This is a genomic window from Corynebacterium sp. HMSC077G07, assembly GCF_001809225.1.
Lineage (GTDB): Bacteria > Actinomycetota > Actinomycetes > Mycobacteriales > Mycobacteriaceae > Corynebacterium > Corynebacterium jeikeium_D.
In genome coordinates this window covers 48,907-64,702 of sequence record NZ_KV796540.1, presented here as the reverse complement: position 1 = coordinate 64,702, position 15,796 = coordinate 48,907, and the positions used below count along the sequence as shown (strand labels likewise).

Annotated in this window: 14 protein-coding genes; 6 read left to right on the top strand and 8 right to left on the bottom strand. The window is 59.0% G+C overall.

Annotated elements, in window-relative coordinates; translation table 11 throughout:
• Positions 1-432: 432 nt before the first annotated feature.
• From rlmB to HMPREF2562_RS08200, 3 genes are all read right to left on the bottom strand, one after another.
• Positions 433-1,377, bottom strand: coding sequence for a 23S rRNA (guanosine(2251)-2'-O)-methyltransferase RlmB (rlmB, locus tag HMPREF2562_RS08210; protein ID WP_016421447.1), 945 nt, complete (start codon positions 1,375-1,377; stop codon positions 433-435).
• Positions 1,378-1,434: 57 nt separating this feature from the next.
• On the bottom strand, positions 1,435-2,838 hold the full coding sequence (gene cysS, locus HMPREF2562_RS08205; RefSeq protein ID WP_042388940.1) for a cysteine--tRNA ligase: 1,404 nt from the start codon (positions 2,836-2,838) through the stop codon (positions 1,435-1,437).
• 139 nt (positions 2,839-2,977) lie between these two features.
• A complete protein-coding gene (locus tag HMPREF2562_RS08200; protein WP_016421449.1) occupies positions 2,978-3,553 on the bottom strand; it encodes a CarD family transcriptional regulator in 576 nt (191 codons plus the stop codon).
• A 154-nt stretch (positions 3,554-3,707) separates the two neighbouring features.
• On the opposite strand from HMPREF2562_RS08200, the gene HMPREF2562_RS08195 reads away from it, so the two are divergent.
• Both HMPREF2562_RS08195 and radA read left to right on the top strand, forming a co-directional pair.
• Entirely contained in the window at positions 3,708-4,394 is a 687-nt protein-coding gene (locus tag HMPREF2562_RS08195; RefSeq protein ID WP_016421450.1) for a hypothetical protein, read from the top strand.
• 292 nt (positions 4,395-4,686) lie between these two features.
• On the top strand, positions 4,687-6,246 hold the full coding sequence (radA, locus tag HMPREF2562_RS08190; RefSeq protein ID WP_016421451.1) for a DNA repair protein RadA: 1,560 nt from the start codon (positions 4,687-4,689) through the stop codon (positions 6,244-6,246).
• On the opposite strand, the gene HMPREF2562_RS08185 is transcribed toward radA, so the two are convergent.
• The gene (locus HMPREF2562_RS08185; protein ID WP_016421452.1) at positions 6,243-6,953 is read right to left on the bottom strand and encodes a hypothetical protein; all 711 of its coding nucleotides are present in this window, start codon (positions 6,951-6,953) and stop codon (positions 6,243-6,245) included. The genes radA and HMPREF2562_RS08185 overlap by 4 nt on opposite strands.
• Positions 6,954-6,957: 4 nt before the next feature.
• Positions 6,958-7,590: a carbonic anhydrase gene (locus HMPREF2562_RS08180; protein ID WP_042388218.1), complete on the bottom strand. Its 633-nt coding sequence runs from the start codon at positions 7,588-7,590 to the stop codon at positions 6,958-6,960.
• A 29-nt stretch (positions 7,591-7,619) separates the two neighbouring features.
• Here HMPREF2562_RS08180 and HMPREF2562_RS08175 point away from each other — a divergent pair, with 29 nt between their 5' ends.
• Complete coding sequence (locus HMPREF2562_RS08175) at positions 7,620-8,552, top strand: HhH-GPD family protein (protein WP_070549857.1); 933 nt, start codon at positions 7,620-7,622, stop codon at positions 8,550-8,552.
• A 137-nt stretch (positions 8,553-8,689) separates the two neighbouring features.
• A complete protein-coding gene (locus tag HMPREF2562_RS08170) occupies positions 8,690-9,877 on the top strand; it encodes a lipase family protein (protein WP_070549856.1) in 1,188 nt (395 codons plus the stop codon).
• Between the two features lie 39 nt (positions 9,878-9,916).
• Here the strand turns inward: HMPREF2562_RS08170 and HMPREF2562_RS10970 are convergent, their stop codons facing one another.
• Together HMPREF2562_RS10970 and HMPREF2562_RS08165 are read right to left on the bottom strand one after the other, a co-directional pair.
• Positions 9,917-10,093: a hypothetical protein gene (locus HMPREF2562_RS10970; protein WP_005510144.1), complete on the bottom strand. Its 177-nt coding sequence runs from the start codon at positions 10,091-10,093 to the stop codon at positions 9,917-9,919.
• Between the two features lie 333 nt (positions 10,094-10,426).
• Entirely contained in the window at positions 10,427-11,260 is an 834-nt protein-coding gene (locus HMPREF2562_RS08165; protein ID WP_049189574.1) for a DUF1266 domain-containing protein, read from the bottom strand.
• 130 nt (positions 11,261-11,390) lie between these two features.
• Between HMPREF2562_RS08165 and HMPREF2562_RS08160 the strand changes: the two genes are divergently transcribed.
• Together HMPREF2562_RS08160 and HMPREF2562_RS08155 are read left to right on the top strand one after the other, a co-directional pair.
• Positions 11,391-11,951, top strand: a complete 561-nt coding sequence (locus HMPREF2562_RS08160; protein ID WP_049189575.1) for a hypothetical protein — start codon at positions 11,391-11,393, stop codon at positions 11,949-11,951.
• Positions 11,951-12,796, top strand: coding sequence for a hypothetical protein (locus HMPREF2562_RS08155; protein WP_049189576.1), 846 nt, complete (start codon positions 11,951-11,953; stop codon positions 12,794-12,796). Before HMPREF2562_RS08160 ends, HMPREF2562_RS08155 begins: the two co-directional genes overlap by 1 nt.
• A 123-nt stretch (positions 12,797-12,919) precedes the next feature.
• On the opposite strand, the gene HMPREF2562_RS08150 is transcribed toward HMPREF2562_RS08155, so the two are convergent.
• Positions 12,920-15,637: an ATP-dependent Clp protease ATP-binding subunit gene (locus HMPREF2562_RS08150; RefSeq protein ID WP_070549855.1), complete on the bottom strand. Its 2,718-nt coding sequence runs from the start codon at positions 15,635-15,637 to the stop codon at positions 12,920-12,922.
• Positions 15,638-15,796 lie beyond the last annotated feature (159 nt).

Here is a 15,796-nt window from a genome sequence, read left to right as displayed (position 1 = left end):
TGGATTCTCTAAAAGCAGACTCCAATACCCCCAGCTCTTTTTAAGACTGCGAGACTGCCGAAATGGGTTGCCCCGGCAGACAGAAAAACTAACGCTGAGGATGTCGTGGTCTGACATCTCAGTGACCCAAAGCTAGCTGTACAAGCCACCGCTAGGTCCGTGCGCTTCCCTAAACTACGGCCAATTACGCCCCCATTTCTAGGAGCATGATATGCCCGCCCTCCCCTTCAGGAAACTACGGATAATTTTCTGTTGGAAGTGATAATAACGCCGTCATTTCTGCAGCGCACGCCGGAAATAGAATTATCTTTAAAGCGCTGAACTACTGGGGGTAGCCATAAGTACCGGCCGCCATTTAGAACGCAAAATACCCCACGTAAACGCCATTACTATAACGAATTGATAATGGCGCCTACGGGGGTATCAAATGCGCTACTGACTGCTCTTAGCCCGGCGCTGGCGGGCAAACTCACTCAGAGTCACGCCGGCAGCAACGGAAGCGTTGAGCGACTCAACCCAACCGGTCATCGGAATGGACATGATGGTGTCACAGGTATCGCGCACCAGGCGCGAAAGTCCCTTGCCCTCAGAGCCGACGACCATAACCACCGGGGTGGTGCCGTCGTAAGTGTCCAGAGTGTGATCGCCACCGGCATCCAGTCCAACGACCTGGTAACCAGCCTTCTGGAACTGCTTGAGCGAGCGCACCATGTTGGTCGCCCGCGCAACCGGCAGACGCGCAGCAGTACCAGCAGAGGTACGCCAGGCGACGCCCGTAATGGCAGCCGAGCGACGCTCCGGAATCACCACACCGTGACCACCAAAGGCCGCCACCGAGCGAATGACCGCACCCAGGTTACGCGGATCAGTGATGTTATCCAGGCAGACGATAAGGCCCGGCTCACCGGTCTGGGCCACAGAATCAATCAGATCTTCGACAGATGCGTACTTGTACGGCGGAATCTGCAGGCCGATACCCTGGTGCATGGTGTTGCCGGTCATGGTGTCCAACTCGTGGCGGGGTACCTCGCGAATCGGGATACCACGGGAGTTAGCAATACGCACTGACTCCTGCAGGCGCTCGTCATTGTCGGTACCCAGCGCCACAATCAGCGCGGCCGCTGGCACCTTTGCATGCAGGCACTCCACGACCGGGTTACGGCCAACTACCAGCTCGGTGCCATCCCCCTTGCGCTCATGACGCCCCGAGTCACGGCGGCGCTTCTCTTTCGCCCGCTTATGAGCTGCGTGATAAACGCGGTCCTCTGCTTTCGGGGTCGGCCCCTTGCCACGCAAGCCACGCTTTTGGCCACCGGAGCCGCCAACGTTCTTCTTGCTTGCCTTGCGCACTGCACCACGACGACCGTTGCCTGCCATAGCTACCTGCTTCCTGTTGTTAATAGTTTTCTTTAGCCTAAAGCCAGCTTTTCAGCCCTAGTCAGCGACAGACCATGCTGGACCATCCGCGGTATCAGTTACCTCGATACCCGCTTCCTTCAGACGGTCGCGCACAGCATCAGCCGTAGCCCAGTCCTTCTCTGCACGAGCCCGGGTGCGTTCCTCCAACTGGTGCTCAACCAGCACACCGAGCGCATGCATTGCCGCATCGGAACCGGAATCGGAGGTTGCCCACTGCTCATTCAGCGGATCGAACCCAAGGACTGCGGCCATAGCGCGGACAGCACCGGCAATCTCCTTGGCCTTGGTCTCGTCGCCGTCGGCAAGCGCCTGATTACCTCCGCGAACAGCGTTGTGGATTTCCGCGAGCGCGCGTGGGACGGCGAGGTCGTCGTCGAGCGCTGCTTCGAACGCCGGCGTCCACTCACCGATTTCTATATCGCCGAGCTTATCGACGGCACGGTGCATAAACGCCTCGATACGACGGTAGCCCGCTGCCGCTTCCTGCAGAGCCTCCTCGGAGTACTCCAGCACGGAGCGGTAGTGCGCACTACCGAGGTAGTAACGCAGCTCAACCGGACGAACCATGGTCAGGATATGCGGCACGGACAACACGTTACCGAGCGACTTCGACATTTTTTCGCCGGCCATTGTGACCCAGTGGTTGTGCATCCAGTAGCGAGCAAAGCCGTCGCCGGCTGCGTGCGACTGCGCAATCTCGTTTTCATGATGCGGGAACTGCAGGTCGAGGCCGCCACAGTGGATGTCGAACTCCGAGCCCAAGTAGTAGGTGGCCATGGCGGAGCACTCCAGGTGCCAGCCCGGCCGGCCATTGCCCCACGGCGTCGGCCACGAGGGCTCGCCCGGCTTGGCAGCCTTCCACAGTGCGAAATCGTGCGCACCGCGCTTGCCCGGAGTATTGGTCTCGCCCTGCTCCATCTCGTCGACGCGGTTGCCGGACAGGCTGCCGTAGTCGCTGCCTTCAGCCTTGGACCAGGCATCCACGTCGAAATAGACGCTGCCATCGACAGCGTAGGCGAAGCCGTTATCCATCAGACGCTGCATATACTCCACCATCTGAGTGACATGCCCGGTAGCGCGCGGCTCAACGCTCGGCGGGAGAACACCGAGCTGGTTGTAAGCCCAGGTAAATTCGCGCTCAAAGCGAGAGACCCACTCCCACCAAGGACGGCCGTGCTCGGCGGCCTTGTTCAAAATCTTGTCATCGATATCGGTGACGTTGCGCACAAAGGCGACGTCATACCCCTTGGCGATCAGCCAACGGCGCAAGATATCAAAGGCCACGCCGGAGCGAACATGGCCAATGTGCGGCTGAGCCTGCGGGGTCGCACCGCACAGGTAAATGGAGGCATGCCCCTCGCGGAGAGGCTCAAAATCCTTCAGTTGGCGGGTTGCGGTATCGAAGATTTGAAAAGTCACAGCCCCGAGCATAGCGGGGAAATAGATACGGGTGAAAAAGAGAAAACGGCTAGCGCACACGGGCAATGTATGTGCGCTAGCCGTTAACCGGAAAAGTGCAGAAAATCCCTACTGGAAGGAACCGAGGAAGGGAAACGACTTATGCGTCTGCGTCCAGGTCCACCGGCTTATCGTCGGCCTCGTCCTTCTTCTCACCGGCGGTACCTTCCTGTGCCAGCGCGCGGTGACGCTCGATAGTGGCATCGACGCGGGCAAAAACTTCCTCGACCTTGGCCTCATCAACGCCGTCGGCAAGCGCGAGCTCACCGACGAGAACCTGGCGAGCCTTGCTCAACATACGCTTTTCGCCGGCGGACAGACCGCGATCCTGATCGCGGCGCCACAGGTCACGAACTACCTCAGCGACCTTGTTAATGTCGCCCGAACCCAGGCGCTCCTGGTTGGCCTTGTAGCGACGGGACCAGTTGCCGGCCTCTTCTACGTCGGTCTCACGCAGAACGGAGAAGACCTTCAGCAGCCCCTCTTCACCGACAACATCGCGGACACCGACCAGCTCGGCATTCTTGGCGGGCACCTGGATATTCAGATCACTCTGCAGAATCTGCAGTACGAGGTACTGAACGGTCTCACCGTTAAGCTCTCGTTCAATGATGTTTTCGATTTTCGCAGCTCCGTGGTGCGGATAAACTACGGTATCCCCAATGCTGAATTCCATGTAATGCACACGCCCTTTCCAACGGCCTTCCACCCTATCATGTCCCCCCATGATTTTACGGGTAGTATGAGAACATCTTAGGAAGACACTAAGGTGTTCTTTAAATACTGAAAATCCTATCGCCCATCCTCAAGCTACTGGAGGAAATCTAGTCATGGCCTTCAAGTCCGTACTTCGCCGCAGCGCCCTCATCACCGTCTCCGCAGCATCCGCAGTTGCACTTGCTGCTTGTGGCGCCGGTCAGATTTCGCAGACCGCAAATCAGCACCCGGCTGTAGACGGTGCGATGAACGGCGGCGAAGATGCTGCCGGCAAGGGTGCTGAGAACACCAACTCGGCTCTTGGCTTCGTCAACATCCGCGACGCTCATATCCTGGTTGACCCGGAGGCTGGTACCGCTGGTCTGAAGTTCTCCGCCAGCAACCAGCAGCGCGCTACCGAGTCGGTCTACAAGCTGAAGTCCGTCACCGTTGAAGGTATCGGCGAGGTTGAGCTGAAGAAGGTCGCTGAGACACCTTCCTTCGCTAAGGCTGCAAAGGGCGAGGACTCCCTGCCGCGTGAGTGCCAGATTGTTGCCGGCCCGAAGTCCGTCATCGATCCGCTGGCTAAGACCGCCAAGGACAACACCGGCTGCATCGCGTACTACACCAATGAGCTGGACCCGAGCACCCTGGTTGGCGACAAGAGCAGCGCTGCTGGCCAGAACCGCGAGGCCACCTTCGAGTTCACTGACCCGCAGGGCCAGACCAACACCTACGACCTGGACATCACCATCTCTGCTGACATTCTGGAAGCTGGCGCACCGAACCGCGGTGCTGACGGCATGATTGAATCCAAGTAATCGCAGCACAGTGGTGTTCCTGCGCTGTTCGCGCGCAGCGCACTTTTAGGCGCTGGTACAGCGCAGTCCTGTCCCGCAAATAACGCGAGGCGCTTCATCGAGCGGGCATGGGCGATTGGTCGCTTGATACGGGTCACGGCAGTACAGTCATCCTTGACACAAGTCATTGACACTGCCCTGGCCCGCTCTCGCGTATCTGGGGTAAATTTTCTCGCGACATTCACCGCATACCGCACAACACACGTTGTGGAGTCTGTCGTGTCCCCTCTCTTGAAGCAAAGGTGGTTGCACCGTGGCCAAGACCAAAGACGAAGCCTACGAATGCTCAGCATGCGGCTGGCAGGTGTCGAAATGGGTCGGCCAATGTCCCAACTGCAAAGAGTGGGGCACGCTAGAGAAGGTCACTATCCGCTCCAGCGGTGGGAAGTCCGCCTCCACGCTGGAGGACAAAATTGCCGCGCGGGCAGCCAAGCAACGTCGCCGTAGCGCTGCCGCGACGGAACCCGGCGCGCGGGGTGGTCGTCGTAAAGCATCTTCCACTTCCGTCGCGGCTGAAAGCCAGCGTCTAGCACAGCGCGCGCTTGACGACGAGGCGGAGGAACGTTTCCTCGCCGAGACCTCCGCAACAGATCGAATCCCCACTTCATCTTCCGAGTTGACCGCGATCACGGGGATTTCCGCCAAGGCTGCGCACGCGGTGCGCACGGGCATCGGCGAGCTGGATCGAGTGCTCGGTTCCGGTATTGTGCCGGGTTCGTTGGTGCTCTTGGCAGGCGAACCGGGGGTTGGTAAGTCGACGCTGCTACTTGAAGTGGCCTACCGCTGCGCGGACGGCGATTTGGGGCCGACGCTTTACGTCACCGGTGAGGAATCGGTCGGTCAGGTGCGGCTGCGTGCCGAGCGCACTGGCGCACTGTCGGACTCGCTGTACCTGTCGGCAGTGTCGAATATCGAGGACGTCATCGATCTGACGCTGGAGCTCTCCCCCGGTCTGCTCATTGTGGACTCTGTGCAGACGATGCGTGCCGACGTCGAAGGTGCTCGCGGTGGCGTTGCCCAGGCTCGCGCCGTAACCTCTGCGCTGGCGGCGCTGGCAAAGGAGACCGGAACTGCGATTTTCCTGGTAGGACACGTGACCAAGGACGGCAATGTGGCCGGCCCGCGCACAATGGAACACCTGGTTGATGTGGTGCTCAACTTCGAGGGTGATAGGCATTCGGGGCTACGCTTCTTGCGCGGCCTGAAAAACCGTTTCGGAAGCACCGATGAAGTGGGCTGCTTCGAGCAGACGGCGGGCGGCATTGCGGAAGTTGAGGATCCCTCGGGGCTGTTTTTGCATCACCGAACGCCGACCTCGGGAACTGCAATTACCGTGGCCATGGATGGCCGCAGACCGCTGCTGGCGGAGGTGCAGGGCCTGGTAATCAATACCGAGGCGCACAACCCGCGACGCAATGTCTCTGGCCTCGACCCTCGCCGCGTGCCGATGGTCGCGGCCGTGCTGACTGAACATGGAAACTTCAAGCAGTTGGCCCGCATGGAGATGTACGTGTCCACCGTCGGCGGTATGACGCTGTCGGAGCCTGCCGCGGACCTGGCAATCGCGCTGGCACTGGCCTCATCCATGACTAAGCGGACCTTCCAGGACAAAACCATTGCACTCGGCGAACTGGGGTTGGCCGGCGAAGTGCGCCGAGTGACCGATTTGGAGTGGCGGCTTAAGGAAGCTCATCGAATGGGCTTCGACACGGCAATTGTGCCCAGAGGCGCAAAAGGCCCGGCGGGGATGCGGCTGCTGGAAGCAGGCACCGTTGCCGAGGCCATTGAGCTTGGGTTGGGAACTAAGCGCTAGCGCATGTTGAACGTGTAGGCGTCAGAGTTGTTGTCACCAATCACGCCGTAGAAGATGTACGACCCGGAGGGCGCTGGGACGCGGTCTTCTTCGGAGCACTTGTTCGGCGCCGAGGTCAGACGCGACCAGGTGGCGGCATAGTTGACTTCCTCGCCCGGTGCCAATACCAGTTCACCGTGGCCTTCGGAGTCATTGCAGTCCACATCCGACCAGACGCGCTCGTACGTTGCCAGGTCGTACACCTCGAAGCGCAACTGCTGCTCATCGAGGTTCACGCGGCATTCACCGCCGGTGGGATTGTGGACGGTAATTGCCAGAGTCGGCTGCTCATCGCCGTAGTTCGGCTGATCCGAGGTGGCTGTCACCTGCAGGTCTGCAAGGCTACAGTCCTTTTTGTTCGCAAGCGCCGCCTGAGCGTCATCCTTCGCGGAATCTTCGCCTTCCTTAGCGTCCGTCTTGGCATCCTTGTCAGACTTGTCCTTCGTCGAGTCCTTGTCAGACTTAGGCGCGTAAGGTTCCTTGGGCTGTTCCGGAGGGGTCACCTCTTTCCCGTCATCCCTGGTGACATTCACCGGTTCAGAATCCTCGCTGTCCCGGTTTACCAGTGCGGAAATACCCCAGCCCAGGAGAACGAGGATGATAACGAGCAACACCGCCGCGGCGATACGCCGACGCCGGTAGATTTCTGGAGGCAGCTTATTGGTCACACATTTAGGTTAGCGGGTTCTCGCTGACTCCATGGGTAACGACGGTCTCAGCGCGTCCGTCCTCCAAGCGGTACCGCATACCGACAACGCCCACCTCGCCGGTCACCAAGCGCGATGAAATCTCTGGCGAGCGATCAATAATGTGATTAACAATCTCGCGCACGTGGCGCCGCTCAAATTCGTCGATTTCCGTCTCGCCATCTTTGCGAGCCGCCAACAGCGACGGGGTGACTTTCTCAATCAGCACACGCTGGAAACCACCCGGCAGTTCGCCACCGTCCAGTGCATTCTTCGCCGCAGCCACAGCGCCGCAGGACTCGTGGCCGAGAACAATCACCAGCGGAACTCCCAGACCATCAACTGCGAATTCCAGCGAAGCCAGCACCGACAGGTCGGTGATCTCACCGGCAGTACGAATCACGAATACATCGCCCAGGCCCTGATCGAAGATAATCTCCACCGGTGCACGGGAATCCGAGCAAGCCAGCACAACGGCCTTCGGCTTCTGCCCCTGCGTCAGCTGCTTACGACGAACCAAGTCCTGGCGAGGATGCGCCGTCTTGCTCTCGCAGAAGCGGAGGTTTCCGCGCACCATCGATTGCCATACACTCTCAGGAGTCCTCTCAGAATTGCTCATAGTTATATTGTGCAACGACTCCGCTGTTTATGGGAAAGCGAGAATGTAGATTGACCTCTGCAATTAACCAATCCGACGACTTCGACGAACACGTCGATGCCGCCTTACGCGATTGGTATCGCGCCAATATGCGGCCACTTCCCTGGCGTGAAAAAGGCACTTCACCATGGGCTGTGCTCGTCAGCGAAGTGATGAGTCAACAGACTCCCGTCGCCCGCGTCATCCCCTCGTGGCGCGCCTGGCTGGAAAAATGGCCCACCCCAGCCGATCTGGCAGTCGCCCCCAAAGATGAAGTCCTGCGTATGTGGGGAAAACTCGGCTATCCCCGACGTGCACTCCGGCTGCGTGAATGCGCAGAAAAGATCGTCGAAAAGCACGACGGCGAAGTGCCGAGTGACGTGGACACACTGTTAGCCCTTCCGGGGGTAGGAGACTACACCGCTCGGGCGGTAGCGGCGTTTGCTTTTGGCGCGCGCACGCCGGTGGTGGACATCAACGTGCGCCGCGTACTCCGGCGACACCGCCAGGGCACGTACCTTCCCGGCATCGCCAAACGCGCCGACATGACCCTCGTCGAAGAGTTCCTACCACTCGACCCCACGACTGCAGCCGAGACTTCCGTCGCACTCATGGAACTCGGCGCTACCGTCTGCCGAACGACACCCGAGTGCGAGGTCTGCCCCATCGCTACCAGTTGCGCCTGGATCGCCGCCGGTCGCCCCGAACCCGAAGACCACGAAATCGCCGCTGCTAAACGGCGTGTGCAGAAGCTCGAAGGCACCGACCGCCAAGTCCGGGGCTTGCTTCTCGACGTGCTCCGCGCCGCCGACTCCCCCGTCGAACAGGCCGCTCTCGATGCGGTCTGGGATGATGCACATCAGCGTTCCCGCGCACTGTTTTCCCTGCTTGACGACGGACTTGCGGAGCAAACTCCCGATGGCCGCTTCCAGTTGCCCCGTTAAAGCCGAGGCAATGCTCCGGTAAAGACCAGATTCGAACAAGTGCGTTGCCTAGAATTAGGAGCATGAATGCCTCGCTCCATCGATCTCAGCGCCAACGCTGTCTCTTTGGGGCTAGTAAGCGCAGAATTGCGCTGAGCATGATGCTCGGAATTTCGCTGATTGGCACTAGCGCGGGTGTGCTCAGTGGTTGCTCAGCGTTGGATGGTCTAGGTGCGATCGGCTTCGGCTCCCCAGATTCTGACTCTTCTACGGTGAAGCGATTGCCTCCGGGGCAGGTAATTACGCAGACACCATTCCCGGTCAATGCGCCCGCACGCGCACAGCGGGTCGTGTTTTCCTCCACAGGTGCACGCGACCGCCGCCAAACAGCGGTATCTGGTACCGTACTGCAGCCCTATGCCCGCTGGTCAGAGAAGTCCCCACGGCCTCTGGCGGTGATTGCGCCGGGGACTCTCGGGATGGCCGATAACTGCGCCAGTTCGGTTGCGCTGCGCTACGAAGCACCTCCGACGCCTCCGGCACCTCAGCTGCTGGCACAGGGATGGAATGTTGCCATCGTGGATTACCAGGGGCTCGGCACGCCCGGGGTACATCCGTACCTCAACCGTGAGGTTGCCGGGAATAACACGCTCGATATGGCACGAGCGACTATTGAAGCTTTACAACTACCTGCAGATACTCCCATTGCGCTCTTCGGCTACTCACAAGGCGGAGGTGCCACCGCTGCAGCCGCCGAGCTAGCCGATGAGTACGCCTCGGAGCTGAACATCCGCGCTGTTTACGCCGGGGCTATTCCAGCCGATCTCACCGACACTGCGCTACATATTCGCGGCTCGGCGCTGGCGGGACTCGTCGGTTACTTCATGAACGGCTTGATTGCAGAGTACCCAGAGACCAAAGAACCGATCGAGCGCATGCTGAGCCCGCTGGGGCAGGACTTCCTGAAGCTCACCGCCGATGAATGCATTGGCGCCACTGTCGAACGTTGGCCTCGCAATGACACCAAGGCATTTACGGCCAACGACTTGGGGATAGCGGAAAATCTGCGCTCGCCGGAGCTCTCCCCCGTCGTTCGACGCCACGTGGACGAGCAGGCTCTGGGCACAAAGACTCCCAGTATGCCCGTGTTCGTTACCCATAACGCATTGGATGATGTGTTACCCGTGACGTCGGCACGCGAGCTTGTGCAGAAGTGGCAAAAGGCCGGCGCCGACATCACCTACGTGGAGGTCGACACTGACCTCGGTGATGGGACGCACGGCCTTGCCTACGTGCTCACCCACGAAGAGATGCTTGCCTGGGTGAATCAGAAAATGGGGTACTAGCGGCGACAACCGCCACTTTCCTCCATCTAGCAAGTACAGCTACTTTTTCTTCCAGCGACCACGGAAGGTTAGGCCCTTGCCCAGTCGGACGGTGTACCCGCCACGGCTGTTAATTGTCACTGGGCCGATACGCTTAGAACCAGAGACTCCCGAACCCGAGTAGTTCAGCCACGTGTCCTTGTCCAGGTTCTGCTTCTTGCGAAATTGAATCCCCATTTAGTTCTCTCCCTCGGAGTTATCAGATTCGGCCTCTGCCTCGGCAGTGGCCTGATCGGCAGTACTTTTGATGTCGCCAGATACAAACGCTCAGGATACCGTCAGCGCTGCCGAGAACGCCCGTCATCTTCCTCAGAATCGGCCAAGGCACCGCTCATCGGCATCAACGTTACCGACCTTGCCTCATATTGGTGAAGGTAACTTCGCCTTGCAGATGTCGTTGAACTCGCCGTCCCTGCGCCATAGATGCCTCAATCCGTTATTTGTGACCGCCCCTAGTGAGCTCATGAAACCGGCCACCGCCACAGCGCGCCGAACAATGACGACAGCTAGTTAGTGCAAACCGCCCAGGGATGCGAATGGCTCCTCGGCCTGGATGTCGTGCAAGGGCACGCGCACCCAAGGCGAATCACTGTGTGCGAGCAGCTCGGTGAGCCGTTGCGATTGATCCTTCATCGCAGCGGTGACGTCGGGCTCACCATCACTCGCCCAGATCATTCGACCCCACCAGAAACTTGCGGCTACGTCAGCCCACGACACGAAGTAGCGCTGCAGCGCCGCCACGGCCTTGTCTGAAATCTGAAGGAACTCTTCTGGAGAGATCCACCCCAGCTCCGTTGCCGCGCCACCAACGCTGTGAACACGGATTATGTCCCATGCGCGAGTAGTGGCGGGCAGTGCCGGGGCCGCTGCTTTGGCAAAGCCCTCCGAGCGCAACATCCGTACAAGGTAACGGAACTTATGTTCTGCACCACGCGGATCCACGCCTTGGACAACAAAGAAGTCTTTCAGAAACTCGATTCGCTCCTCCATCTCTGCCTCGAGCTCGTTCTCAGAGATGTCCTTCACTGCATATGCGAGCGGTAAAAGCAGGTCATTTTCCACGTGCTGGCCACCTTCGAGCAGAGCATCAATAACCTGATACGCTTCCTGTGCACCAGTGACCCCCCAGTTTTGCTCGAGAGATGTTTTGTAGTACTTGGCCGCCCTTGCGTTGATGGCCTCAACCCCTAGCGGGGTCGCAAACGCCTTATTGCTCTTGTACAGCATGCCCCAGGAGTGGCGGCGCACCTCATCTTTGCTCGGCGCCGGTTCCGGCCATGGGAACTTTGTAAGGCGGTAGATCCAAGTATCATCAAACTTTGCTGGCGTGAACGTTGAGCTCATACCCACACAACGTACCGAGGTTTCGGGGTTGAGTCAGCGTTACTTCACACGCCACCCCACACCTGGGGTGAGTTATGTCATAGCACTGAACGGCAGGCGCGGTTTTTATTGTGTTGTTAGTCTCGTGTGCATGACAGGACCCCAAATTGCAATGACAGACCGGCCAGATCTCGGTGCTGCACTTAAACGTGCTGGTGATTCCGAGATTGTGCACGCTGCCGCCGCAGCCGTTGCAGAAGGCCTTGGTGTCGACGAGATTGTGCTGGAAGCCGCCGCTACGAAAGCAAGTGGGGTGGATGGTGCCGCGTTTGTCACCAACCGCAGGATCCTCGTGACCGCCGATAAGAAGGATCCATCCCATTTTGAGTTCCTTGAACTTGACAACCTGGGCAACGTCACAGTTCTGCCTTACAAGGGCGGCTGGGCCGTCGTGGTCCAGCTCTACAACACATATAAAGTGTGGAGCGGTTTCACAGAAAAGGCTGCGAAACGTGTGCAATTTGCCGCCCAGTGGGCTCTGACCGCAGGCCGAGAGGCACGAACTGAGGCCTCGCGTGCAGTGTCGTCGACGGAGCTTTTTGAGCGATGGAAAGAAAACAAGCACCGTCTCAATCGCAATAGTTTGGAAGAGCTTGCAGAGTCGATGCGCTCCCTGTATTCCGACATTGATTCACGGTGGTGGACTGAATAATGATTCGACTTGCATACCCGGGTTCGCCCGACCGATTTAATGGGGCAGAAGACACATCACACATCGAGCAAAACCTGGCTATTGCGGAAAATGGCTATCGCCATTACATCAAGCATGGCTCGTTACTAGAAACTGGAGCATCTCCGGCAAATACGACTGCTATCTCCAGGTCAAACTCCAGTGCGGGCACGACAGGTGCTCAGGCCAGCGGCGCATCGAAAGGTCTCAGTGTAAAGAAGCAGCTATTACTCCTTCCCTTAGTGATAGCGGGCATCGTGGTGCTAGCGATTGCCTACGTTGCAGCTAAAGACGCGCTCTTTAGTGACAAGTCAGACGAGTCCGCTGCTCCCGCACAGTCCGCCGCTGAAGCACCTGCCGATCCCGGCGCTTCCAACGGTGGCGCTACCGGTGCCACTGGTGGGGATACCGCTGGCGGCCTCACCCCTGCCGACCACGCACCCGAACCGATTGCTAGTTTCGTGCGGGCCTGCACAGACTATGAAGTGGTGTTTAGCTACTATGGTGCGGATAGCGCCCCTGCCCCACAGGCAATGGGTACCAACTGTTCCGTGGATACTACGAAGGCACCCGACGTTGGTTACGTAGTCTTCACCGATGACCCTGCCGCCACCGCCGCCGTTCGTGACGGCAAGCCCGTCTTGGATGCCGTTGAGATTCCGGCAGAATCAACGCGCGGTTCCACATTCAAGGCGCAGAGAGTGGAGTCCCTCATCACAGTTGCGGAAATCCTCCCAGAGGACCAGGGAATCGTTGAGTACATGATCAAAAATGATGACCCCGAAGTGGCAAAGAAAGCATTGGTCGACCTCGGCGTGGCCAAGTAGAACTACAACTATCCGCGCTTTTAGGAAAGACCGCATATAGACACACTGCCGCCCCAGTTCCTCCCATAATGGAGTCGGAACTGGGGCGGCAGTGTTCGTTGGTACTGCTAGCGGCTAAACCTCTTAGAGCGGCTGGCCAGCACCCGCACCAGCCGGTGGCGGGTTGTGGCCGTCGTCATCGGAGTCGACCTCTGCCTCGGCAGCGGCTTGGTCAGCAGCACCTTCGATGTCGTCGGCTTCAACGCTCAGGGTGCCGTCAGCATTTCCGAGAACGTCCTTGTCTTCCTCGGAGTCAGCCAGAGCACCGCCGTCGGCATCAACGTTACCGGCCTTGCCCTTGTTGGTGAAGGTGAACTTCGCCTTGTCGACGTCCTTGGACTCGCCATCCCAGCCTTCGACATCGATGAAGACGGTCTCGCCGAGACCAACCTCACCGTAGAGAATCTTCTCGGAGAGCTGATCCTCAATCTCGCGCTGGATCGTGCGACGCAGCGGACGGGCACCGAGCACTGGATCAAAGCCACGCTTGGCCAGCAGGTTCTTGGCGCGGTCGGAAATCTCCATGGTGATGCGCTTCTCGTCGAGCTGGTCGCTGACGCGGGCCAGCATGAGGTCGACCATCTGGACAATCTCAGCCTGGCTCAGCTGCCTGAAGACCACAATCTCGTCGATACGGTTCAGGAACTCCGGACGGAAGTGCTTCTTCAGCTCGTCGTGGACCTTGTCCTTCATCCGCTCGTACTTGCCATCTTCATCGGCCTCGCCGACACCCGAGAAGCCCATACCAACAGCCTTGGAAATGTCGCTGGTACCCAGGTTCGAGGTGAAGATCAGAACCGTGTTCTTGAAGTCCACCACTCGACCCTGCGAGTCAGTCAGACGACCGTCTTCCAGGACCTGCAGCAAGGTGTTGTAAATCTCCTTGTGGGCCTTCTCAATCTCGTCGAAAAGCACGACGGAGAACGGCTTGCGGCGCACCTTCTCGGTGAGCTGGCCGCCCTCTTCGTAGCCGACGTATCCGGGAGGAGCACCGAAGAGACGAGAAGCAGTGAAGCGGTCGTGGAACTCACCCATATCAATCTGAATGAGTGCGTCTTCCTCACCAAAGAGGAACTCGGCCAGAGCCTTCGACAGCTCGGTCTTACCAACACCGGACGGACCAGCGAAGATGAACGAACCGGACGGACGCTTCGGGTCCTTCAGGCCAGCACGGGTACGACGAATAGCGCGGGAGACAGCACTGACAGCCTCTTCCTGACCGATGATGCGCTTGTGCAGCTCATCCTCCATGCGCAGCAGACGCGAGGACTCTTCCTCGGTGAGCTTGAACACCGGAATGCCAGTCCAGGAAGCCAGGACCTCCGCAATCTGTTCCTCGCCAATCTCAGCGATGGTGTCGGACTCGCCCGCACGCCACTTCTTCTCGCGCTCGCGGCGCTCTTCGCCCAGCTTGCGCTCCTTGTCGCGCAGACCAGCTGCCTTCTCGAAGTCCTGCTCGTCGATGGCGGCTTCCTTCTGGCGGCGCACATCGGCAATCTTGGAGTCAATCTCCTGCAGGTCAGCCGGGGCAGTCATGCGCTTGATGCGCATACGAGCACCGGCCTCGTCAATAAGGTCAACAGCCTTATCCGGCAGGAAGCGGTCGTTGATGTAACGATCCGAGAGGGTAGCTGCCGCAACCAGCGCCTTGTCCGAGATGGATACGCGGTGGTGAGCCTCGTACTTATCGCGAACACCACGCAGAATCTCGATAGTGAGATCCACGCTCGGCTCCGGCACGTTCACCGGCTGGAAACGACGCTCGAGAGCGGCGTCCTTCTCGATGTGCTTACGGTACTCATCCAAAGTGGTAGCACCGATGGTCTGCAGCTCACCGCGAGCCAGCTTCGGCTTCAGAATCGAGGCTGCATCAATTGCGCCCTCGGCGGCACCGGCACCAACCAGCGTGTGAATCTCGTCAATAAACAGGATGATGTCACCGCGCTGGTTAATCTCCTTGAGCACCTTCTTCAGACGCTCCTCGAAGTCACCGCGGTAACGGGAACCCGCAACCAGCGAGCCCAGGTCGAGAGAGTAAAGCTGCTTATCCTTCAGCGTCTCCGGCACACGACCGTTGACAATGTCCAGTGCAAGCCCCTCCACGACGGCGGTCTTACCAACACCAGGCTCACCAATCAGCACAGGGTTGTTCTTGGTGCGACGAGAAAGAACCTGCATAATGCGCTCGATTTCTTTCTCGCGGCCAATAACCGGATCCAGCTTGCCCTCACGTGCAGCAACGGTCAGGTTACGACCGAACTGATCAAGCACCAGCGAACCCGACTGGTGGTTACCCTCCTGCACACGAGCGCCGGAAGTAGCACCGACCGGACGCTGCTCCGGAGAACCATCGGACTCATCGCCCTGGAAACCGCTGAGCAGCTGAATAACCTGCTGACGTACGCGCGGCAGGTCAGCGCCTAGCTTAACCAGGACCTGAGCAGCAACACCTTCGCCCTCACGAATCAGGCCGAGCAGCAGGTGCTCAGTACCGATGTACTTGTGACCCAGCTGCAGAGCCTCGCGCAGAGAGTACTCCAGCACCTTCTTTGCACGCGGGGTAAACGGCACGTGACCGCTCGGCGGCTGGGAGCCACGACCAATAATGTCGACTACCTCAGAGCGCACAGCATCCAGGGAAATACCCATGGACTCCAGCGCCTTGGCAGCTACACCGTCGCCTTCACTAATCAGGCCGAGCAGGATGTGCTCCGTGCCGATGTAATTGTGATTGAGCTCGCGTGCCTCATCCTGTGCCAGGACGACAACGCGACGTGCTCGGTCCGTAAACCTCTCGAACATCACTGCCCTTTCAAGTGTCTATTTTTGCCGTAATTCAATAAAGGTTGTTTCACCTAGCTTAAACGCGACGCGACACAGATTAATCCCTATAGCCGTACGCCAGTAGCGAACAGCCTGGTCGAGAGAGGTATCACTGCTCGTACGGCAGCAAAAGCTCCC